General features: G+C 41.6%; 21 protein-coding genes. 18 read left to right on the top strand and 3 right to left on the bottom strand.

Annotated features, from left to right (window positions below; translation table 11 throughout):
• Positions 1 to 170: 170 nt before the first annotated feature.
• From LY624_RS12260 to fliD, 3 genes are all read left to right on the top strand, one after another.
• Positions 171 to 1,574: a flagellin gene (locus LY624_RS12260; RefSeq protein WP_130150467.1), complete on the top strand. Its 1,404-nt coding sequence runs from the start codon at positions 171 to 173 to the stop codon at positions 1,572 to 1,574.
• A gap of 125 nt (positions 1,575 to 1,699) precedes the next feature.
• A complete protein-coding gene (locus LY624_RS12255) occupies positions 1,700 to 2,110 on the top strand; it encodes a flagellar protein FlaG (protein WP_237118128.1) in 411 nt (136 codons plus the stop codon).
• A 44-nt stretch (positions 2,111 to 2,154) separates the two neighbouring features.
• Complete coding sequence (fliD, locus tag LY624_RS12250) at positions 2,155 to 3,594, top strand: flagellar filament capping protein FliD (RefSeq protein ID WP_130150468.1); 1,440 nt, start codon at positions 2,155 to 2,157, stop codon at positions 3,592 to 3,594.
• 237 nt (positions 3,595 to 3,831) lie between these two features.
• On the opposite strand, the gene LY624_RS12245 is transcribed toward fliD, so the two are convergent.
• Together LY624_RS12245 and fliS are read right to left on the bottom strand one after the other, a co-directional pair.
• On the bottom strand, positions 3,832 to 4,119 hold the full coding sequence (locus LY624_RS12245) for a hypothetical protein (RefSeq protein WP_341803084.1): 288 nt from the start codon (positions 4,117 to 4,119) through the stop codon (positions 3,832 to 3,834).
• A 1-nt stretch (position 4,120) separates the two neighbouring features.
• Positions 4,121 to 4,522 (bottom strand): flagellar export chaperone FliS, encoded by a 402-nt coding sequence (gene fliS / locus LY624_RS12240; RefSeq protein ID WP_062569718.1) that lies wholly within the window; start codon positions 4,520 to 4,522, stop codon positions 4,121 to 4,123.
• Between the two features lie 307 nt (positions 4,523 to 4,829).
• On the opposite strand from fliS, the gene LY624_RS12235 reads away from it, so the two are divergent.
• Positions 4,830 to 6,269, top strand: a complete 1,440-nt coding sequence (locus tag LY624_RS12235; RefSeq protein WP_341803083.1) for a sigma-54 dependent transcriptional regulator — start codon at positions 4,830 to 4,832, stop codon at positions 6,267 to 6,269.
• 321 nt (positions 6,270 to 6,590) lie between these two features.
• On the opposite strand, the gene LY624_RS12230 is transcribed toward LY624_RS12235, so the two are convergent.
• Positions 6,591 to 7,178: a DNA-3-methyladenine glycosylase I gene (locus LY624_RS12230; RefSeq protein WP_341803082.1), complete on the bottom strand. Its 588-nt coding sequence runs from the start codon at positions 7,176 to 7,178 to the stop codon at positions 6,591 to 6,593.
• 128 nt (positions 7,179 to 7,306) lie between these two features.
• Here LY624_RS12230 and LY624_RS12225 point away from each other — a divergent pair, with 128 nt between their 5' ends.
• From LY624_RS12225 to fliP, 14 genes are all read left to right on the top strand, one after another.
• Positions 7,307 to 8,419 (top strand): sensor histidine kinase, encoded by a 1,113-nt coding sequence (locus LY624_RS12225; RefSeq protein ID WP_237118132.1) that lies wholly within the window; start codon positions 7,307 to 7,309, stop codon positions 8,417 to 8,419.
• Positions 8,416 to 9,822, top strand: coding sequence for a sigma-54-dependent transcriptional regulator (locus tag LY624_RS12220; protein WP_341803081.1), 1,407 nt, complete (start codon positions 8,416 to 8,418; stop codon positions 9,820 to 9,822). Before LY624_RS12225 ends, LY624_RS12220 begins: the two co-directional genes overlap by 4 nt.
• Positions 9,823 to 9,989: 167 nt before the next feature.
• Positions 9,990 to 10,322 carry a flagellar hook-basal body complex protein FliE gene (gene fliE / locus LY624_RS12215; RefSeq protein WP_062569723.1) on the top strand — a complete coding sequence of 111 codons (333 nt, stop codon included), beginning with the start codon at positions 9,990 to 9,992 and terminating at the stop codon, positions 10,320 to 10,322.
• Positions 10,323 to 10,342: 20 nt separating this feature from the next.
• Positions 10,343 to 12,058, top strand: a complete 1,716-nt coding sequence (gene fliF, locus LY624_RS12210) for a flagellar basal-body MS-ring/collar protein FliF (RefSeq protein WP_130150473.1) — start codon at positions 10,343 to 10,345, stop codon at positions 12,056 to 12,058.
• Positions 12,051 to 13,088 (top strand): flagellar motor switch protein FliG, encoded by a 1,038-nt coding sequence (fliG, locus tag LY624_RS12205; protein ID WP_062569725.1) that lies wholly within the window; start codon positions 12,051 to 12,053, stop codon positions 13,086 to 13,088. The genes fliF and fliG overlap by 8 nt, the downstream gene beginning before the upstream one ends.
• A 3-nt stretch (positions 13,089 to 13,091) precedes the next feature.
• Positions 13,092 to 13,910 (top strand): flagellar assembly protein FliH, encoded by an 819-nt coding sequence (gene fliH / locus LY624_RS12200; protein WP_341803080.1) that lies wholly within the window; start codon positions 13,092 to 13,094, stop codon positions 13,908 to 13,910.
• An 18-nt stretch (positions 13,911 to 13,928) separates the two neighbouring features.
• Positions 13,929 to 15,260, top strand: a complete 1,332-nt coding sequence (fliI, locus tag LY624_RS12195; RefSeq protein WP_062569727.1) for a flagellar protein export ATPase FliI — start codon at positions 13,929 to 13,931, stop codon at positions 15,258 to 15,260.
• Entirely contained in the window at positions 15,260 to 15,715 is a 456-nt protein-coding gene (gene fliJ / locus LY624_RS12190; RefSeq protein WP_062569728.1) for a flagellar export protein FliJ, read from the top strand. The genes fliI and fliJ overlap by 1 nt, the downstream gene beginning before the upstream one ends.
• Positions 15,716 to 15,807: 92 nt before the next feature.
• Entirely contained in the window at positions 15,808 to 17,658 is a 1,851-nt protein-coding gene (locus LY624_RS12185; protein WP_341803079.1) for a flagellar hook-length control protein FliK, read from the top strand.
• Positions 17,659 to 17,736: 78 nt separating this feature from the next.
• Positions 17,737 to 18,261 (top strand): flagellar basal body-associated protein FliL, encoded by a 525-nt coding sequence (fliL, locus tag LY624_RS12180; protein WP_062569730.1) that lies wholly within the window; start codon positions 17,737 to 17,739, stop codon positions 18,259 to 18,261.
• Between the two features lie 9 nt (positions 18,262 to 18,270).
• Positions 18,271 to 19,362, top strand: coding sequence for a flagellar motor switch protein FliM (gene fliM, locus LY624_RS12175; RefSeq protein WP_062569731.1), 1,092 nt, complete (start codon positions 18,271 to 18,273; stop codon positions 19,360 to 19,362).
• 22 nt (positions 19,363 to 19,384) lie between these two features.
• Entirely contained in the window at positions 19,385 to 19,786 is a 402-nt protein-coding gene (gene fliN, locus LY624_RS12170; protein WP_062569732.1) for a flagellar motor switch protein FliN, read from the top strand.
• Positions 19,783 to 20,166, top strand: a complete 384-nt coding sequence (gene fliO / locus LY624_RS12165) for a flagellar biosynthetic protein FliO (protein WP_130150476.1) — start codon at positions 19,783 to 19,785, stop codon at positions 20,164 to 20,166. The genes fliN and fliO overlap by 4 nt, the downstream gene beginning before the upstream one ends.
• Before the next feature lie 4 nt (positions 20,167 to 20,170).
• Complete coding sequence (gene fliP / locus LY624_RS12160) at positions 20,171 to 20,911, top strand: flagellar type III secretion system pore protein FliP (protein WP_341803078.1); 741 nt, start codon at positions 20,171 to 20,173, stop codon at positions 20,909 to 20,911.
• Position 20,912 lies beyond the last annotated feature (1 nt).

Below are 20,912 nucleotides of genomic sequence, written 5' to 3'. Positions count from 1 at the left end.
TAAACAGTTAAATTATTTTCTAATAAAAATATTAATTTTTTTGAAAAAAAGTCTAAAGATAAATCTTCACCTGCCGTTAACTTAACCAGTACAGAGCTTGAACATACAATTGTGAAAGTTCTTGGTTAAATCAAAACAGATATATTACGAAAGTAATCAGGAGTTTTATCATGGCTTTATCAGTAAATACAAATGTATCTTCATTAAATGCTCAACGTAACTTGTCTCGTTCAAGTGAAGGCTTAGCAACTTCAATGGAACGTTTAGCATCAGGTATGCGTATCAACAGCGCAAAAGATGATGCGGCAGGCCTACAAATTTCAAACCGTTTAACTTCACAGGTAAATGGTCTAGCAGTAGCACAACGTAATGCTAACGACGGTATCTCAATGGCACAAACTGCTGAAGGTGCGATGAATGAGTCAACAAGTATCCTTCAACGTATGCGTGAGCTAGCACTACAATCAGCTAACGGTTCAAACTCTGCTGAAGACCGTGATGCACTTCAAGAAGAAGTTGTAGCACTACAAACAGAATTAACACGTATCGCTGATACAACGACATTCGGTGGTGTAAAACTACTAGATGGTAGCTTTGGTACAAAACAGTTCCAAGTTGGTTCAAATGCAAACCAAACAATTGATGTAACACTTGATGGTACAAGCTCTAACGACTTGGGAGCTAACGAAATCAAAGGTGCAGGCACAGTTTTTGGAACATTAACTGCTACAGATTTAGATACTGAGCTAGGTACAGGTACAGGTGGTGATATCACTTTCTCTGGGTATAAAGGTTCTTATACTCACACATACGCAAATACTCAGTCAGCGGCAGATGTTGCTACTGCTATTAATGCGCAAAATATCGGTATCACGGCAGAAGCAGTATTAGAAGTTCAAATTGGCGATTTATCAGTAACTGATGATGGTACATTAAACATTGGTGACAAATCATATGACCTTGCTGATTACGCAGGTAACACTGAGCGTTTGTCTGCAGATTTAGCAAAAGATGGTTTTGAAGTTGATTATGATGCTGATGCTGGAACTATCGATTTAAAAGCGACAGGTGTTAAAGGTGCTGAAATTACTGGTGCTACAGCAGCTACCGCAACAGCTACCCTTGATGGCGGCGCAGTTGCAGCTGATGTTTCTAAGACTTCAGAGCTTCGTCTATCATCGACTCAATCATTTACAGTAGGTGATGATGGCACTGCTGACACTGGTGAGCTACTTGCTGCTACGTCTTCAACGCTTAATACAGTAAACTCTATTGATATTTCAACAAGTCAAGACTCTGCTCAAGAAGCAATTGATGTTATTGACTCGGCGATTGCTCAAATTGATACGCAGCGTGCGAGCCTAGGTGCGGTTCAAAACCGTTTTGGTCACACAATCAGTAACCTTGCAAACATCTCTGAAAACGTATCTGCTTCACGTAGCCGTATTCAAGATACTGACTTTGCAACAGAAACTGCACACATGACTAAAAACCAAATCTTGCAACAAGCAGGTACATCAATCTTGTCGCAAGCGAACCAATTACCACAAGCAGCGCTTAGCTTAATTGGTTAATAGTGTGATTAGTTACAACAACTAATGGTTAAGTCAGCATTAGTTAACTAAAATAAAAAGGAGATTGGCTTAGCTAATCTCCTTTTGTTGTATTAGCCATAGGGTAAAATGTTTAAGGAGGCGTTATGAGTGCAATAACCCAAAGCCCTGATTTTGCAGTGGCTCCGCAAAAAGCTGACGATAAGTTAGCTGCGAGTCCACAACTGACAGCAACGGCGGTTGATGAATCAAATAAAACGGAAAATACACTTCAACAACAAACAGAGCAAAATTATCAACAAGTTCAACAAAGCGGTGAAAAAGATGAATTGGGCCGCGAGCAGCTTGAGAAAATGGCGCAACAATTGCAAGACTTCATGGGCGAAATGAATCGCAGTTTGCAGTTTCAAGTTGATGAAGAGTCGGGCCGTGATGTTATTAAAGTGGTTGATAAAAACAGTGGTGAGCTAATTAAGCAATACCCATCTGAAGAAGTGTTGAGCCTAGTGGCTAAACTTTCAGAAACCGCTGGTTTTTTAATTGATCAAACAGCTTAGCTTTTTGCTACTTTGATTTAAATAGGTAATTAAGAGGATGTGTTATGGCTATTTCATTTAATGGTTTAGGTTCAGGTTTAGCAGTATCAGATATTGTTGATGCGTTAGTTAATGCTGAGCGCACCCCTTTTACTTCACGTTTAAATAAAAGAGAAGCAACTTTAACAACGGATATTTCAGCAGCTGGTGCACTCAAATCAGCACTTGAAAAACTGCAAACCTCAATGGAAGCATTAGGTGATGTTGAAAACTATCAAAGAAGAAGCATTTCTGGTGGTGATGACTTTCTTTCCGTTGAATCAGATAAAGACGCTCAGCCTGGTGGTTATAATGTAAAGGTTGATGCGCTCGCACAAGCACATAAGTTGTCATCACCAGCCTTTGCTGCGGATGAGTCAATTGGTAGTGGCGTTATTACCATTAGCTCAGGCGAAAATAGTTTTTCTACTGTCTTGTCACCAACAAATACATTAGAGGATTTACGAGACCAAATAAATAATGGTCCATTCACGGGTACTGATAGTAATGACTCTGTGACAGCAACAATTGTAACTACGGATGCTGGACAACATTTAGTATTAACAAGTAAAGAAACCGGTGAAGAAAATGCCATCAGCATTACAGTGCAAGATAATGATGGTAACAACACTGATACAGGCGGTCTTTCTCGCTTAGCATATGATGTATCAGATGCCGATCCTGCTAATCATGTTACTAATTTAACCGAAGTTGATGCTGCGCAGAATGCGCAAATTACCATTGATGGCACACTCACCGTGACGAGTAACACGAATGAGTTTAAGAATGTTATCGATGGCGTAGATATTACAGCTAAAAAAGTACACGGTGCAGATGATGATGATAGCTCATTAAAGGTTACTGAGAATAATAGTAACATCAAAGCTGGCTTAAACAGTTTTATTGAAAGCTATAATGAGTTACTTGAGCTTAGCAAAAATCTTGGCCGCTCAGGCGAAGACGGGGCTGGGGTTATGGCCGGTGACTCTATGCTTCGTGGTGTGATGTCAAAGCTTCGCCAACAGCTAACCAATGAAGTTGGCTTGAGTGATGGCAGTAGTTTGTCATTATCTAAGCTTGGGGTTGAAGCAGACCGTTACGGTAAACTGACCTTAGATGCAGAGCGTTTAGATGAGCAAGTAAAAGCAGATGTGGATTTAGTTCAAGAATTCTTTTTAGGTGACAATGAAGACGAGGGCGGCTTTGCGCAGTCTTTTGATGAACTTATGAGCTTTTATACTGACTCTGATGGTATTGTTCAAAACAGAATTGACAGTAAACAAACTCAGTTAGATGGTTTAGATGATGAGCGCATTGATTTTGCAAGAAAAATGGAATCTTTAGAGTCTCGTTTATACGACCAATATAACAGCATGGATTTACTTGTTGCACAGCTAAATTCAACCAGTAGTTATGTTCAAGCGCAGCTTGATAATATGCCAGGTGTTGTTAAAAAGAGTAATTAGTAAACTTATCACTTTTCCTTATTTAAGCGCCAACTTCTTTGGCGCTTTTTTGTTTTTGGCGTACAAACTATTTTTTATCAAGAATTACGCTTTGCTTGAAAACCCCCACAAACATAATCAGTTTACCCACGTCGACCTTTATGCTGCGAAAATGAATAACAAAAGTGATATTAACTTGTATTGTAGTCGCGACTTTATGTCGCGCAATTGAGGTAATAAAAACAACTAAACGCTAGATTAGCGCTTAGTTGCTTTATATTTAGAGATAGCCTTATTTGATTTTCGTTGGCTGAGAAGTTCTGCTTGTGTTTTGTCTCTTGCGCTTTTTAGTCTGGCCATGGCGGAAGAAATACGGGTTTGTATTGCTAAGAGCTCTTGTTCGGTTGGAGGCGTGCTACTTTCACACCAAGCCCTTAGCTTTTTATCGATAGCCACTAACGACTGGCTGGCAAGCTCAATCTCTGTTTTGTCTATATGCTCTGAAAGGGCTGTGAGTTGCTCGTCCAGAGTCAGATTATCAGGCATTTTATTGATCAGCTTTAGGTGTGCGCTCATCTGCTGGAATTGCATCCCAGCCTTCTTTTATTTCTTTTACGATTCGAATAACGTCATCAATTGCATCAATATCATTATTGATATTTGCTTCTGTTAGACGGCGTTGGCAAAAGTCGTAAAGTGATAAAAGGTTATTAGAAATTTCTCCGCCTTTCTCAAAGTTTAACGCGTCTTGTAAAGCGCCAAACAATAAAATGCTACTAGAGATATTCTCACCCTTTTTTTCAAGTTCTTTACGTTCAATAAAGCCCTTTGTTGCCGCTAATCTGCCAATGATATTATTGAAGATAAGGTTTATCTGCTCGTACGGTGTCATTTCGTTGATGTTGCTAACGCTAACCTGACTGTACTTTTTTACTGAGATGTGTGCCATGAGAAAATCCTATAATTAAAACACCAATTAATAAAACAAATCTAAGCAATATTAGTGCCATAGATAGTATCGGCAGAATTAACTTTTTCTTTATCTTAGTCTAGATGAATTATACAAATGTGCGTAGCTGCACCAAAGTAAAAACTTCTCTATTGAGTTAAGTTAGTAGTTTAGTATTGCTTTTTCTACTAAGTGACTATTTTTTGGCGTTGATGTCAATAAATTGCCGCTTTGCGCTTGCATCCCGTTCAAACTCGCTTACAATTTAAAAATTAACTAACCGAGTGGTAACTGTGGTTCGCCAATAATGATCTTAATTTTAGACAATAATAATAATCGTGCGATAGGTTTACATGCAGCACTTACCTTTATAGGTGAAGCTGTTCAATTGGTTGATGAGTCAACACTTCAAACATTTTGTGAAAAGCACCAACAGCAAGAGTGTATGGTCATTCTTGGGGCTTTACAGCAACTAAGTCATGAAACCGTTATAAAGCAGTTTCCTGCTATCCCATTCTTACTGATAGGTGAAACACTCAAGCCGTTATTGAGTATTGCTAACGTGGTGGGGTTAATTTGTGAACCCTTTAACCATGATGTAACTACCCAGCTTTTGCATGATTGTCAGCAATACCAACGTATGTTGCCAGGCGAGCATAAACAGTCTAAATCGCATAAATCATTTGATGGTTTAGTGGGTGAAACTGATGCAGTCAAAGACGTTCGCTTTTTAATTGAACAAGTCGCAAAAACAGATGCCAATGTACTCATTTTAGGTGAATCTGGCACTGGTAAAGAAGTTGTCGCCCGTAATGTTCACTTATTGTCAAAGCGTAACACAGGACCATTTGTTCCAGTAAACTGCGGAGCAATTCCTGGGGAGTTACTTGAAAGTGAGTTATTTGGTCATGAAAAAGGCGCTTTTACAGGTGCGATTTCTGCACGTAAAGGTCGCTTCGAATTAGCACAAGGCGGCACGCTCTTTTTAGATGAAATAGGTGACATGCCATTGCAAATGCAGGTGAAGTTACTACGTGTTTTACAAGAGAGAAGCTATGAGCGGGTAGGCGGTACTAAGCCTATTCAGGCTGATGTGCGCATCATTGCTGCAACCCACAGAAACCTTGAGGATATGATCGAAAAAGGGGATTTTCGTGAAGATCTTTTTTATCGCTTAAATGTATTCCCGATTGAAAACCCATCACTAAGTGAACGCGCAGACGATATTCCACTGTTATTAAAAGAGTTAATGCGCCGTGTAAACGAGCAAAGTGGCACTACAGCCAAGTTCACTGAGCGCGCGATTCAAAGTTTAAAAGAGCATGCGTGGCCTGGCAATATTCGTGAGCTGGCGAATCTCGTTGAGCGTATGGTGATCATGTTCCCTGATAAGGTCGTTGATGTACCAGACTTACCAAGTAAATACCGCTATATTGAAGTCGATGCCTATGAACCTGAATACCCTGAAGAGTTGATGGAGCGAGATGCCTTTAACGATATTTTCAGCAGTGGTTTTAGCGACTACGAGGATGAAGAGCCTGAACTTTCAACCGCGTCAGCTGATTCAGGTTTATTACCTGAAGAAGGTATTGAGCTAAAAGAGTATTTAGCGGATTTAGAGATAAGCCTGATTAGCCAAGCCCTTGAGCGTTATGACTATGTGGTGGCACGTGCCGCTGAAATTTTAGGTGTACGCCGTACAACCTTAGTCGAAAAAATGAAAAAGTATAATCTGTCGCGAGATTAACCTGCTTTAGCTTTTCATTATTACCCAAAAAAATGTGTAGGTCATATTAGCAACACGCCATAATGGATGACCTACTTTTTTACTCGCTTCAAACTAGTACAAATACCAATCCGCAATAATACTTAATCATTTAGAGGGATTAAACCTGTCGCTACCTGCGTTAAAAATTTCTCATTTACGACTGCATGGATGCAGGAGGTAGAGCAATGCAGGAGCAATTGACGAGAACAACTAAATAACGAAATTTTTGCCTTGTTAACAACAAGGTTTCCTTGCCTCAAAATAGACTACTTAATTAAGCGAATTGGTATAATCGTGCAGTCAATACTGTGCAATTATTTCAGCTTTTCTAAAACAATCATTACTGTGGTCGTTAACCATGCCACAGGCCTGCATATGTGCATAAACAGTTGTTGGCCCTAAAAATTTAAAGCCGCGCTTTTTTAGATCTTTAGCAAAAGCGGTCGAGGCTTCTGTTATAGCAGGGTAATCTTCTCGCTTTTCAAGGTTATTCACCAGTGGTTTACCACCTACAAACTGCCATTGATAGTTTGAGAAACTGCCAAACTCTTTTTGAATCTCAATAAAGCGTTGCGCGTTATTGATAGTGGCAGCGATTTTAGCGCGATTACGAATAATGCCTTCAAACTGCATTAACCGTTCGACGTCGTCTTCGGTCATTCTGGCAACCTCTTCGACAACAAAGTTTTTGAAGGCACTGCGATAGCCATCACGCTTTTTAAGTATGGTATACCAACTCAGTCCCGCTTGTGCTGACTCTAAGGTTATAAACTCAAATAAGCGGTGATCATCATATAATGGCACACCCCATTCTTCATCATGGTAGGCCACATAATCTTCTTTATTGGTGTCGAGCCATGGGCAGCGACAAAGGTGTTCTTTTTGCATCGTTCCCTCGCAGTTGTCATTTTTTTGTCGTTGTTAAATTAACCTTTAATTTATTGAAATTAAACAATAATAAATTTGGTATAGTTTGTGCATTTACACTGTCAGACACGATTTTTGAGTAGTTAATTATGGCCTTGGCAAATGTACTAAAACCACAATTTATCACAGCTAATCAATATAACCCATGTTTACAGCAAGAAGAGTATGTGGGGGAATTAAGTGAGCTTCGCCAGCAGGCAAGTTGGCTTAGTCATTTGGTTGATACTATGCCTGCAGGTGTGGTGGTGCTAGATGGACGCGGCATGATTGCAAAAGCAAATCAAATTGCAATAGACATGCTGGGTGAGCCATTAGAAGGTGAAAAGTGGTTTAGCGTTATTCAACGCTCGTTTCGTCCTAAGCAAGATGATGGCCATGAGGTGTCACTAAAAGATGGTCGTTTAATTAAGCTCGATATTACAGCGCTAGCTCCTGAGCCTGGGCAACTCATCCTAATGACAGATTTGACCGAAACGCGCAGGTTGCAAAAACGTGTAGCGCATATGCAGCGTTTAAGTGCCCTTGGCAAAATGGTTGCTTCTCTTGCTCATCAAGTCAGGACGCCGCTTTCTGCAGCTATGTTGTATGCTGCAAACTTAGGCTCGAAGCGATTACCAGAAGCATCGCGAGGTAACTTCCATACTAAGTTAATGTCGCGTTTAAAAGATTTAGAAACCCAAGTGAATGACATGCTTTTATTTGCCAAAAGTGGTGAGCAGCAAGTTGTTGAAAGTGTCTCGATGCAACAGCTTTTAAGCGAAGTTAAAGTGGGTGCCGATGCAATGGTTGCCCAAAACCACAGCGAGCTTGTTGTTAGTTTACCTGAGCCAGATATTGAAATAGTCGGTAATAAAACAGCACTGGCAAGTGCCGTTCAAAACCTTATTCATAACAGTATTCAAATAATTGGCAGTCAGGCACGTGTTGAGCTGAGTGCTAAGCGAGATGACAAAGATGAAAATTGCGTGCGCATAAGTGTCAGCGACAATGGCCCAGGTATTGATACTAGTTTAGCAGATAAATTATTTGAACCGTTTTTTACCACTAAAAGCCAAGGTACAGGGCTTGGACTGGCTGTTGTTAGTTCAGTCGCCAATGCCCATCAAGGGCGGGTTGAAGTTTATAACAATGCACATGGTGGTGCTTGTTTTAGTTTGATCTTGCCTATTAGTGCAGAACCTATGTTAGCGGAGGCAAAATGAGTACCCATCCTATTTTAGTCGTTGAAGATGACGCAGGCCTACGAGAAGCGCTGATTGATACACTAGAAATGTCTGGTATTGATTGTATTGCTGCTGACAGTGCCGAACAGGCAATGGTCTTGTTAAAACAAAATACCTATGCATTGGTAGTCAGTGATGTGCAAATGGGAACCATGAGTGGTCTCGACCTATTGCGCAGCATTAAACTGAACTACCCAGAGTTGCCCGTTTTGATGATGACAGCGTATGCCACCATTGATGATGCGGTTGAAGCAATGCGCCTTGGTGCTATTGACTATATGGCCAAGCCGTTTGCGCCAGAAGTGCTTCTTAATATGGTCAGTCGTTATTTACCAGAGAAAGAAAAAGAGACCGAAGGTCCCATTGTCGCAGATCCATCAAGCATAAAGCTACTTGAGCTGGCCAGTAAAGTGGCTCGCTCTGACGCCAGTGTTATGGTGCTTGGCCCAAGTGGGTCAGGTAAAGAAGTCTTAGCGCGTTATATTCATGATAAATCAAGCCGTGCTGATGCGCCTTTTGTTGCAATTAACTGCGCAGCCATCCCCGAAAACATGCTTGAGGCAACATTATTTGGTTACGAAAAAGGTGCTTTTACAGGCGCTATTCAAGCTTGCCCAGGTAAATTTGAACAGGCGCAAGGTGGCACCATTTTACTTGATGAAATCACTGAGATGGACTTAGGGCTTCAAGCAAAATTACTGCGTGTATTACAAGAGCGTGAAGTGGAGCGACTGGGTAGCCGTAAAACGATTGAACTTGATGTTCGTGTTTTGGCAACCAGCAACCGTGACCTAAAAGACGCTGTTAGTAACAATCTATTTAGAGAAGATTTATACTATCGTTTAAATGTATTCCCCCTAATGTGGCGGCCACTTGCTGAGCGCCCAGGTGACATTATTATTCTTGCTGAGCATTTGATTGAACGACACTGCTTGAAAAGCAAAGAGCCAATTGCACTGATTACTGAAGGCGCAAAGCAAAAGCTTTTAGCGCATACATGGCCTGGTAACGTTCGCGAGCTTGATAATGTTATTCAACGGGCACTCATTTTATGTGATGGCAACAGTATTCATGAGAGTGATATTTTCATCGAAGAGTTGTTATCAACAAGTTCAGAGTTAACTCAGCCAGCTCCATCACATAATGCCCCGATTTATCAAGAGCAGCCTGTAGAGCCTCAGCTTGCGAGTATTCCTCAAGTGAACGAGCAAGGTAATTATAAAGACGAACTCAAAGATAAAGAGCATCGTATTATTTTAGAGACGCTAGCCAAATGCCAAGGTAAACGCAAAGAGGTTGCAGAGACTTTAGGAATTAGTCCTCGTACACTTAGGTATAAGTTGGCGCAAATGCGTGATCTTGGGATCGCATTACCAGCCTAATCCATATTTCTTCTTACACAAACAAGCTCACATTATCGTGAGCTTGTTTGCTGTCAAAACTCTGACAACAATAAATATACCAATAAACGCTTGTTTTTATTGGTTTTTATTTATGGCACGCTTTGTGCATTTTACTTGATAAGTGAACTGCATCGTCAGAGAGTATTATGAAAATTCAAAACAGCGCATTATTTCAAGAAATGCAATCTATGGCTCTAGAAGCGGGCCGTAGCCAGTCAGTTAATAACTTACCAACACAAGCTCAGCCGACTTCATCAGCACAGTTTGGTGATTTACTTAGTAATGCGCTTGATAACGTTAATGGCCTACAACAAGACGCTAAGCAAAAAGTCACCGCATTAGAGATGGGAGATCGCAGTGTTTCCTTGGCAGAAGTGATGATAGCTTCGCAAAAGTCTTCAGTGGCTTTTGAGGCGACGGTACAAGTAAGAAACAAACTTGTTGAAGCATATAAAGACATTATGAACATGCCTGTTTAACTAGGTAGTGGAGAATTATTGTGGCGCAATCTAATCAATCAACTGATCTAGCCTTAGCAGGTGGTGGAGTCGATTCACCTGATACTGAGGAACAACAAGAGCAAAAGTCTGGATACTTAAGTGCCCTGAACGGTGTAGATGTACTTCGTCAGGTTACGTTAGTTATTGCACTGGCTATCTGTTTGGCAATCGCTATTTTTATCATTATTTGGGCTCGTCAGCCTGATATGCGACCGCTTGGTAAAATGCCAACGGAAGAGCTTATTCAAACTCTCGACTTTTTAGATGCTCAAAAGATTGATTATGAATTAGATGGTAATGTCATTTCGGTTGAAGAAGGTGAATACCAAAATATTAAGCTATTGATGGCTCGTGAAGGCCTTGAGCAAGCGCCAAGCTCAGGTACTGACATCATCATGCAAGATATGGGCTTTGGTGTAAGCCAACGCCTTGAACGCGAACGTTTAAAACATGGCCGTGAGCAGCAGCTTGCGCGCACCATTGAAGAGCTAAAAAATGTAACTCGCGCCAAAGTACTTTTAGCTATTCCAAAAGAAAACGTGTTTGCTCGTCGTGAAAAACAACCTTCTGCTACGGTGGTGCTAACACTGAAGCGTGGCCGCACACTCGATGGTGAAGAAGTTGACTCAGTGGTTGATATTATTGCGTCAGCTGTACAAGGGCTGTCACCTGAGCGCGTTACAGTTACCGATCAAAATGGCCGTTTACTTAACTCAGGCTCACAAAACTCACTGGCAGCTCGCTCACGTAAAGAGTATGAAATTGAGCGCAAACGCGAAGAAGAATATCTTAATAAAATCGATAGTATCCTTATTCCTGTTGTGGGGTTAGGTAACTACACAGCGCAAGTAGATTTGAATATGGACTTTAGTGCCGTTGAAGAAACTCAAAAGCGCTTTAACCCAGATTTACCTGCCGTACGCAGTGAAACAACGTTTGAAGAAAATAACATTGGTGGTTTAGCGGTTGGTATTCCTGGTGCCTTAACAAACCAGCCGCCTGTTAACTCTGATATCCCTGAGGTAGCGGGTCAAGGTGGGGCTGGTACAGCAACTAACCCAAGTCGTTCTCACAAAGAAGCAACCCGTAATTACGAGTTAGATACAACGATTTCACATAAACGTCAGCAAACAGGGGTTATCCGTCGTATTAGTGTATCTGTTGCCGTTGACTATGTGCCTCAAGTCGGTGAAAACGGTGAAACAACAATGGTACCGCGCTCGGTTGAGGCATTGTCAAATATCCGTCGCTTATTACAAGGTGGTGTTGGCTTTGATATGCAGCGTGGTGATGCGCTAGAAGTTGTAACCGTGCCTTTTGTTCGCCAAGACACAGGAGAAGCAATCGAAATACCACTGTGGGAACAAGAGTGGTTCATGAAAATGCTACGTTTAGCGCTGGGCGCATTGGTAATCATTGTACTAATAATTGCTGTTGTTAAACCAATGCTGAAACGCTTAATTTACCCTGATGATACACTGGAAGAATATGATGAAGATGCGCTAAGCTCAGGTATAGATATTGGTGATAGTACGCTAGATATGCTAAATAAAGACTTTGACTCGGCTGCTGTAGGATTCTCAAGTGATGGTACACTACAGCTACCAGATTTACATGGCGATGAAGATTTACTTAAAGCAGTGCGAGCACTGGTAGCAAATGAGCCTGAATTGTCTTCACAAGTAGTGAAAGCGTGGTTAACAGAAGATGACTGATCAAGAAAAACAATTACCTGCGGCGTTTGATGTCGACAAATTAGACGGCGTAGATAAAGCAGCGATACTTTTGCTGAGTTTATCAGAAGAGGATGCAGCACAAATCCTAAAACACTTAGAGCCAAAACAGGTTCAAAAAGTGGGGATGGCAATGGCCGCGCTGGATGATTTATCGCAAGCAAAAATTAGCGCTGTGCATAACTTGTTTATTGAACAAATTCAAAGCTTTAGTACTATTGGTTTCCAATCTGAAGACTTTATTAAGAAAGCACTAACCGCAGCCCTAGGTGAAGATAAAGCAGCAAGCTTAATCGATCAGATTGTAATGGGCTCAGGCGCGAAAGGCCTCGATTCGTTAAAATGGATGGATTCTAAACAGGTTGCTAATATTATTCGTAATGAGCACCCGCAGATCCAGACCATTGTTTTATCTTACTTAGAGCCTGAGCAGTCTGCTGAGATATTGTCGCAGTTCCCAGAAAAAGTGCGCCTTGATTTAACCATGCGTATTGCTAACCTTGAAGAAGTTCAACCTGCGGCACTCCAAGAATTAAACGAAATCATGGAGAAACAGTTTGCTGGTCAAGCAGGTGCGCAAGCAGCGAAAATGGGTGGCCTGAAAGCCGCGGCAGATATCATGAACTACCTAGATACGAATGTTGAAGGTCAGTTGATGGATTCAATCCGTGAGCATGACGAAGAAATGTCGCAACAAATCCAAGACTTAATGTTTGTCTTCGAAAACTTAATGGATGTAGAAGATAGAGGCATTCAAGCGATTCTTCGTGAAGTGCAACAAGATGTACTCATGAAAGCAATCAAAGGTACTGACGAAGCACTGAAAGAAAAGATCCTAAGTAATATGTCAAAACGTGCCGCAGAACTGCTTGCTGATGACTTAGAAGCAATGGGGCCTGTGCGTATTAGTGAAGTAGAAACAGCACAAAAAGAAATTCTGTCAACAGCACGTCGCTTAGCAGATTCAGGTGAAATTATGCTTGGTGGCGGTGGTGGAGAGGAGTTCCTGTAAATCATGGATAAACCATCACTTCACCGAGGTAAACCTGTTCACGCCAGCGAAGCGGTTGATGAACTTTTAGAAAATTGGCCAATTCCTGATGTTGAACAAGATACTCGCAAGTACGCGGGACGCTCTACTGCATTTGGCACGCCTTTAGCTGATTTATATCGTAAAGAGCAAGAAAAAGCACCCGCAAAGGAAGAGCCTGAAGAGCCAGAAATACCCGCATTAACAATGGCTGAGCTAGAAAAAATTCGTCAAGATGCGTTTGAGGAAGGTTTAAAACAAGGCCATGAGCAAGGCTATATTGACGGCTTTGAAAAGGGCGTAGGTGAAGGTAAAGAAGCCGGCTACAAAGAAGGTGTAGAGTTAGGTAAAACCCAAGGCCAAGAAGAAGTTAAGCCTATAATCGAAGAGCAACTCACGATATTACGTGGCTTACTTGATAGCCTATCAAATCCTTTATCACAAGTGGATGAAAGCGCTGAAAAACAGCTTGTGCAACTGGCTGTGATGTTAAGTGAATCACTGATTTATCAAGAAATTAAAACCTCGCCAGATGTTGTTTTACATGCGTTAAAGCAAGCAGTAGATGCATTAGGTGATGAGCAAACAAAAGTACGTATTCACTTACACCCTGATGATATTAAACTTGTCACAGAAAGTTATGGCGAACAAACTGTTGCAGATAATCACTGGCAGTTAGTGGCAGAACCGACCCTTGAACGCGGTGGATGTGAAGTTAAAACACCTCAGTCATCAATAGATATGACCGTAAAAACCCGCGTCAAAGAAACATTGGAAAACTTTTTGCATAACAGTGGTATCTAACCACTTTTTAGGCTCAGTATGAGTAGTCAAACACCCCTTGGCGAACGTTTAAAGCGTTATGAAAAGCACATAAAAGTCAGTAAGCCTGCCGTCGCAGGCATTTTGACGCGCGTTGTTGGTTTAACTCTGGAAGCGAAAGGTCTTCGCGCACCGGTTGGTAGCCAGTGCAAAATTGAAACGATCAATGGTTATGTTGATGCTGAGGTTGTTGGTTTTAATGATCAAACCTTATATTTAATGCCGAATGATCATATTTCCGGCGTGTTACCTGGCGCACGGGTTATTCCTCAAGTTAACGAAACAGGTTTGCCTGTAGGTATGAGTCTACTCGGTCGTGTTATTGATGGTCTTGGTCGTCCACTTGACGGTTTAGGTGCAATTAAGGCGGAGCACTATCTGAAGTTTGCACAAAACGCGATTAACCCCCTTGCTAGACGTCCAATTAGCCAGCCAATGGATGTTGGGGTGCGGGCGATCAATTCCGTTATCACTGTTGGACAAGGTCAGCGTATGGGCTTATTTGCAGGCTCAGGTGTGGGTAAGTCAGTGTTACTTGGTATGATGACCAGAGGCTCAGAAGCCGATGTCATCGTAGTTGGCTTAGTGGGAGAGCGTGGCCGTGAGGTAAAAGAATTTATTGAAGAAATTCTTGGTGTTGAAGGGCGTAAACGTTCCGTTGTTGTTGCTGCACCCGCTGATGCATCACCACTTATGCGTTTAAAAGGCTGTGAAAGTGCCGTCACAATTGCCGAATATTTTCGTGATCAAGGTCTCAATGTGTTACTGCTGCTTGATTCAGTGACTCGTTACGCGATGGCGCAGCGTGAAATCGCGCTCGCTGTTGGCGAGCCCCCGGCAACAAAAGGTTATCCGCCTTCCGTGTTTGCAAAATTACCCGCGTTAGTTGAGCGTGCTGGTAACGGTGGTGAAGGCCAAGGTTCTATTACTGCATTTTTTACTGTGCTGAGCGAGGGGGATGACATGCAAGACCCTATTGCCGATTCTGCCCGCGCTATTTTGGACGGTCACATCGTGTTATCGCGAGACTTAGCCGATAGTGGTCATTATCCTGCTATCGATATTGAAAAGTCTATTTCACGGGTTATGCCGCAAGTTGTCTCAGAGCCGCACATGCAACAAGCAAGAGTGCTTAAACAAGTCTATTCTATGTACCAGCAGAATAAAGATATGATTACGCTGGGTGCTTATCAAAAAGGAACAGATCCTATGCTTGATCAAGCAATTAATATGATGCCAGCAGTGAATCAGTTTTTACAACAAGGCATGAAAGATGTGATCAGCTATGACGATGGCTTACAAGGTCTAGCACAACTGTTAGGACAAGCATAATGGCTAAAAATAAACTTGATCTATTACTAAAGCTTGAGAACGATAAAGAAGAATCGCTGCGTATGGATTACTTAAAAGCACAGCAACACTTGCAAAGTAATCAACAAAAGCTACAAGGCTTAAATAACTTTCGTCTTGAATATTCACAGCAACTGCATACCAAAGGGCGTTCAGGGTTATCAAGCGCAGGTTTTAGTCAGTACCACTCGTTTATTGCCAAAATAGAAGAAGCGATTCGTCAACAGGCAAGCACCGTGAATACCGCAAAGCAAGTTGTTGCGCAGCGAAAAACTCTGTGGTTAAAACAGCAAGTTAAAGCAAAAGCAGTTGCTAAGCTTATCGAAAAACAGGCAATTAAGCAGGCCGCGGCTGTCGCTAAAAGTGAGCAAAAGATGCTGGACGAGTTCGCTTCAAATCAATTCTATCAACGCCAGTTGAAAAATCCAACACTGTAATTTTTTAGGCATATAATTTGCATTTGTACTTGCTAGTAGCATTTATTTTGGCACTTACGGCGGCAAATTGCCCCTTTATACTCAGGTGAATTATGGCGATCAGTGAAATTAATTTGCAAGTAAAAACAGAGCAAGGTACTGGTTTTTCAAGTAAAGAAACAGATTCTTCAGAGCACTCATCAGATGTAAGCTTTTTATCAACGCTTACACAAGCCCATGATGCGGCAAATGAAACCACCAGTAAGGATCGTCAAAGTGAACCTGCCAAACAAGTGGATGATTCAAAGCCGTCCGAAACAGGCGAAGATGAGCCAAAAAGTGAAGACAACACATTATTATCGCAAATTAATGCATCGCAAGCGATGAGTACCCACGTTAACGTCATCAATAACGCAGAAGCTGAGCAGCCTGCGAGTGCTGCTAATACACAAAGTACTAAACCTGACGGAGCGTCAGTAAAAGACACGACTTCTGTTGCCAGCTTAATCGAAAAATCAAAGGTTGCGACAGCCGTTAATAACGAATTGAACGCTGCTAATTTACCACCCAAAGATAAAGTTGAACCAGTGGTGGGTAAAGCTGAAGCGCTGGTGGATAAAGTTGCAGCTCAAAGCAGTGCACAAATAGATAAGCAACTTAACACTGATGAGTCAAAAGTTGCTATGCAAAGTGAGTCAAAAGTGGCAGCAGAACCAACGAAAGCTGCGAGCATTAGTGATGAACAAACAGTCCGTATACTCGCTCAGCTACAAAAAGGAGATGGTCAAGCCGTTAGTCAATTAGCTAAAGAGTTTGCTTTATCACCAGAACAACAAGCTAAGTTAGAACAGCAAGTAGCTGAATTAAAAGCAAGCGGCGAACTCAAAAACAGTGATATTAAAGCGATTAAATCACTGCTTAGTGAAGTATTGAACACTCACTCTAGTAACAACCCTGTTAAGAGTGATAATGCTTTACAAAACAATGAGCAAGTTCTTGCAAATGAAAGTAAAGATACGAGCAATAAATTACCTCAATCAATAGAAAAACAAATAAGCGCACTGACTAAAAGTGAGCAACAAGTTTTATTGAATAAAGTGAATGAGCAGTTACAAACATTGCCAGAAGATTCTGAGCAATATAACAAGTTATCCGCAGTGCAAGCACGTTTAACTGAGGCTGTAAATCATTCAGATAAGAGCGCGGCCATCACAAGCTATGTGGCGGCGCAGCCAAATAAAGACAGCACTTCGCGTTCAGAACTGGCATCAGCTAAACCATCTGTTGATATGACTGCAGAGGATGAACCACTTAGTGAAGCTGAGATTTTAGCTGTGAAGGAAGCAACTAGAGAGCCTGCATCAGCACGCGTTGTGCAATTATTCAATCAATTAGCAGCACAGACAACGACAGCACAACCAAGTGCCTATGAACTTGCAGCGCAGCAGCACGAACAAGCACTTGAGCTACAAAATATACAAACACAATCGGTACAACAGACGAGCAGTAAAACGGTGAGTGTTGACCCAGGCTTCATGCAAGCGATAAATATTGTAAAAAGCGACGCTGCTAAAATGTTGCAAGAGCGAGTCAGTGCATTATTAAATATCAATAATAAAGAAGCTGAAATTCGTCTCGACCCACCGGAAATGGGCAGTATGCACATTCGTATCCGTAGTGACGCGGAGCAAGCGCAAATTAACTTTGTGGTTCAAAACCAGCAAGCGAAAGAAGCGCTTGAGCAATCAATGCCACGCCTGCGCGAAATGTTGGCGCAGCAAGGCATTGAACTTGGTGAGAGTAGTATTCAACAAGGTGAATCTGGAGCGCAGCAAGACCCCGAACAAGGGCAAGGGAATCTAGCGGGTAATCAACATGAAGAAGAAAGTCAGACTAACACTGCTGCAACAAATGTCGAAACTTCTCGACAACAATCTTCATCATCAATAGATTACTATGCTTAAGTCCTGCTATTATAAGAAATAAATTAGTTACAGTATGTACTGCTTAAATAATATGCTGTAATCGTGAAGGAAGTGATAATGGCTGAAGATGTAAATTTAGAAATAGAAGATACCGGTAAAAGTAAAAAAAAGTTGATCATCATTATAGCTGTCGTTGCTATTGTGGTGGCAGCTGGCGCAGGTTATTTTCTATTTTCGGGTGATGATGCACCCGCTGAGTCACTTGCCGATGAAACAACCGTAGCCAATAATGCTGCAGCACCTTCAAGCTCTGCAGAAGTGGGTTCTGCGCTCTATGTTGCGATGCCACGTCCATTTGTGTTCAATGTACCTGGTGCTAGTCGAGATCGTATAGTGCAAATAAAAGTGCAGCTTTTAGTGCGCGGCGAAGTCAATGAAGAAACAGCCAAAAAGCACATTCCTTTAATTGAAAGCACTTTATTAAGTGTACTTTCTACCACAACCGCCGACGAGTTGGGTACTAGCGAAGGAAAAGAAACAGTGCGAGTAGCTGCACTTGAAAAAGTTCAATCTGCATTAAACGATGTTGAGGGCAGTAAAGTGATTGAGCGGGTATTGTTTACCGGCTTTGTGATGCAATAAGGGGTCAGCGTGAGCGATTTATTATCCCAAGACGAAATTGATGCGCTATTACATGGTGTCGATGAAGTCGAAGAGGAAGATATTGGCGAAAGTGGTGATTCGGACAGTAGTACGCTTCAGTATGACTTTTCATCACAAGATCGTATTGTCCGTGGTCGTATGCCGACCTTGGAAATCGTCAACGAGCGCTTTGCAAGGCATATGCGGATCAGCTTATTTAACATGATGCGCCGTACCGCCGAAGTGTCTATCAACGGCGTGCAAATGATCAAGTTTGGCGAATACATCCATACTTTGTTTGTACCGACAAGTTTGAATATGGTACGTTTTCGTCCTCTCAAGGGGACAGGGTTAATTACCATGGAAGCACGCTTAGTGTTTATTTTGGTAGATAACTTTTTTGGTGGGGACGGGCGCTATCATGCCAAAATAGAGGGCCGCGAATTTACCCCTACTGAACGTCGTATCGTACAAATGCTACTTAAAATAATCTTCGAAGATTATAAAGAAGCATGGGCACCTGTCATGGACGTGTCATTTGAATACCTAGACTCTGAAGTTAACCCCGCAATGGCAAACATCGTGAGTCCAACAGAGGTTGTGGTAATTAGCTCATTTCATATTGAGCTAGACGGTGGTGGCGGTGATTTTCATATTGCACTGCCTTACTCAATGCTTGAGCCTATTCGTGAGCTACTTGATGCCGGTGTACAATCTGATACTGAAGATACAGATTTACGTTGGAGTAAAGCATTACGTGATGAAATAATGGATGTTGAAGTTGATTTATCGACCCAACTGCTTGAAGTCGATTTATCACTTGAACAAATAATGGAGCTCAAAGCCGGCGATATTATACCGGTTGAAATGCCAGAGCATATCACAGTGTTTATTGAAGAACTGCCAACCTTTAGGGCGAAAATGGGTCGCTCAAGAGATAATGTGGCACTTCAAATCAGCGAAAAAATTAAACGTCCTGAATCAGTTAAGTCTGAACTACATGTGTTTACAAAAGGTGGTAAAAAACTTGATTCAGATGCAGAATTAGCAGAACTAGAAGATGATTTGCACCTATCTGAAGGTGTTGATTTAGACTGGTAGTCGATTTATAAGGTTAAATATAATGAGTGATGATCAAGATACAATGGACGAATGGGCTGCGGCACTAGCCGAAGCTGAAGAAGCCGAAAATGGCACAGGTGAAGCTGCCGTCGCAGAACTTGATGAGCTTAAAGATGAAAAGCATGAACTGTCTGGCGAAGAAAAACGCAAGCTTGATACTATTTTAGATATTCCGGTTACTATTTCTATGGAAGTAGGGCGCTCTAAAATAAATATCCGTAACTTATTACAACTCAACCAAGGTTCAGTTGTTGAGTTAGACCGTGTTGCCGGTGAACCTCTTGATGTGTTAGTCAATGGCACCTTGATAGCGCACGGTGAGGTGGTCGTTGTTAATGATAAATTTGGTATTCGTCTTACAGATGTAATTAGCCAAGTTGAGCGAATTAAAAAACTACGATGATTACTTTAGCAGCACTAACAAGTGTAACCAGCACTACAATGCCTACAGCATCACCAACGGCAGATATTCTGTCTATGGTGATGTCGCTGTTTTTAGTACTTGTGGTTATTGTTGTACTTGCCTTCTTTGTCAAAAAACTTAACCCTAATCTAACCAACAGTGATGAGTTTAAGGTGATTCGTAGTTTACCGCTTGGTTCGCGAGAGCGTCTAATGGTGGTAGAGATAGATAACAGTCAGCACTTAATTGGTGTGACGCCTCACAGTATAAATTACTTACATAAGCTTGAAACACCGCTCAAAGAAAAGGAATTGCCCGAACTAGCAAAACGATTTGGCAGTTTACTTAACACTCAATCATCTATAAATAAAAAGAACTAACGCTATGATCAAGTGGCTACTTATTTTAGCAAGTGTACTGTTTTTACCGTCTGTTTATGCTGAGGGTATCGAAGCACTCACTATTACAACGAATCCAGATGGCTCGCAAGATTACTCTGTAACCTTACAAGTCCTTGCAATTATGACTGCGCTGAGCTTCATTCCTGCCGCAGTTATTATGATGACCTCATTTACTCGTATTATTGTTGTGCTCGCTATTTTGCGTCAAGCAATTGGTTTACAACAAACGCCCTCTAATCAAATATTACTTGGTATGTCGCTATTTTTAAGCATTTTCATCATGGCACCGATTTATCAGCAGGTAAATGAGCGGGCAATCGAGCCATATTTGAATGAGCAAGTGACGTCAGTACAGGCATTAGAGCTTGCAAAAGAACCCATGAAAGCGTTTATGCTTTCCCAAGTACGTATTAAAGATTTAGAAACTTTTGCAAAGATCGCAGGTCACGATAAGCTTGACTCTCCAGAAGACACACCGCTAATCGTGCTTATTCCTGCGTTTGTAACAAGTGAACTACAAACCGCGTTTATTATCGGTTTTATGTTCTTTATACCGTTTCTCATAGTCGATTTGGTGGTTGCATCAGTACTTATGGCAATGGGTATGATGATGTTGTCGCCAATGATTGTATCTTTACCCTTTAAAATTATGCTGTTTGTTTTAGTCGATGGGTGGAGTCTTGTGATGGGGACCCTTGCAAAGAGCTTTGGTCTAGGGGTCTAGC

This window comes from Pseudoalteromonas sp. N1230-9, assembly GCF_032716425.1.
Lineage (GTDB): Bacteria > Pseudomonadota > Gammaproteobacteria > Enterobacterales > Alteromonadaceae > Pseudoalteromonas.
The sequence above is the reverse complement of the archived record's forward strand: the minus strand, read 5'-3'. Positions and strand labels throughout refer to the sequence as shown.

Coding starts and splice junctions, on each gene's coding strand:
- fliL (WP_062569730.1), top strand. CDS start 17,737: ATGGCTGAAGATGTAAATTTAGAAATAGAAGATACCGGTAAAAGTAAA.
- fliN (WP_062569732.1), top strand. CDS start 19,385: ATGAGTGATGATCAAGATACAATGGACGAATGGGCTGCGGCACTAGCC.
- LY624_RS12230 (WP_341803082.1), bottom strand. CDS start 7,178: ATGCAAAAAGAACACCTTTGTCGCTGCCCATGGCTCGACACCAATAAA.
- fliP (WP_341803078.1), top strand. CDS start 20,171: ATGATCAAGTGGCTACTTATTTTAGCAAGTGTACTGTTTTTACCGTCT.
- LY624_RS12260 (WP_130150467.1), top strand. CDS start 171: ATGGCTTTATCAGTAAATACAAATGTATCTTCATTAAATGCTCAACGT.
- fliD (WP_130150468.1), top strand. CDS start 2,155: ATGGCTATTTCATTTAATGGTTTAGGTTCAGGTTTAGCAGTATCAGAT.
- LY624_RS12255 (WP_237118128.1), top strand. CDS start 1,700: ATGAGTGCAATAACCCAAAGCCCTGATTTTGCAGTGGCTCCGCAAAAA.
- LY624_RS12225 (WP_237118132.1), top strand. CDS start 7,307: ATGGCCTTGGCAAATGTACTAAAACCACAATTTATCACAGCTAATCAA.
- fliE (WP_062569723.1), top strand. CDS start 9,990: ATGAAAATTCAAAACAGCGCATTATTTCAAGAAATGCAATCTATGGCT.
- LY624_RS12220 (WP_341803081.1), top strand. CDS start 8,416: ATGAGTACCCATCCTATTTTAGTCGTTGAAGATGACGCAGGCCTACGA.
- fliS (WP_062569718.1), bottom strand. CDS start 4,522: ATGGCACACATCTCAGTAAAAAAGTACAGTCAGGTTAGCGTTAGCAAC.
- fliJ (WP_062569728.1), top strand. CDS start 15,260: ATGGCTAAAAATAAACTTGATCTATTACTAAAGCTTGAGAACGATAAA.
- fliH (WP_341803080.1), top strand. CDS start 13,092: ATGGATAAACCATCACTTCACCGAGGTAAACCTGTTCACGCCAGCGAA.
- LY624_RS12245 (WP_341803084.1), bottom strand. CDS start 4,119: ATGCCTGATAATCTGACTCTGGACGAGCAACTCACAGCCCTTTCAGAG.
- fliG (WP_062569725.1), top strand. CDS start 12,051: ATGACTGATCAAGAAAAACAATTACCTGCGGCGTTTGATGTCGACAAA.
- LY624_RS12185 (WP_341803079.1), top strand. CDS start 15,808: ATGGCGATCAGTGAAATTAATTTGCAAGTAAAAACAGAGCAAGGTACT.
- LY624_RS12235 (WP_341803083.1), top strand. CDS start 4,830: ATGATCTTAATTTTAGACAATAATAATAATCGTGCGATAGGTTTACAT.
- fliI (WP_062569727.1), top strand. CDS start 13,929: ATGAGTAGTCAAACACCCCTTGGCGAACGTTTAAAGCGTTATGAAAAG.
- fliO (WP_130150476.1), top strand. CDS start 19,783: ATGATTACTTTAGCAGCACTAACAAGTGTAACCAGCACTACAATGCCT.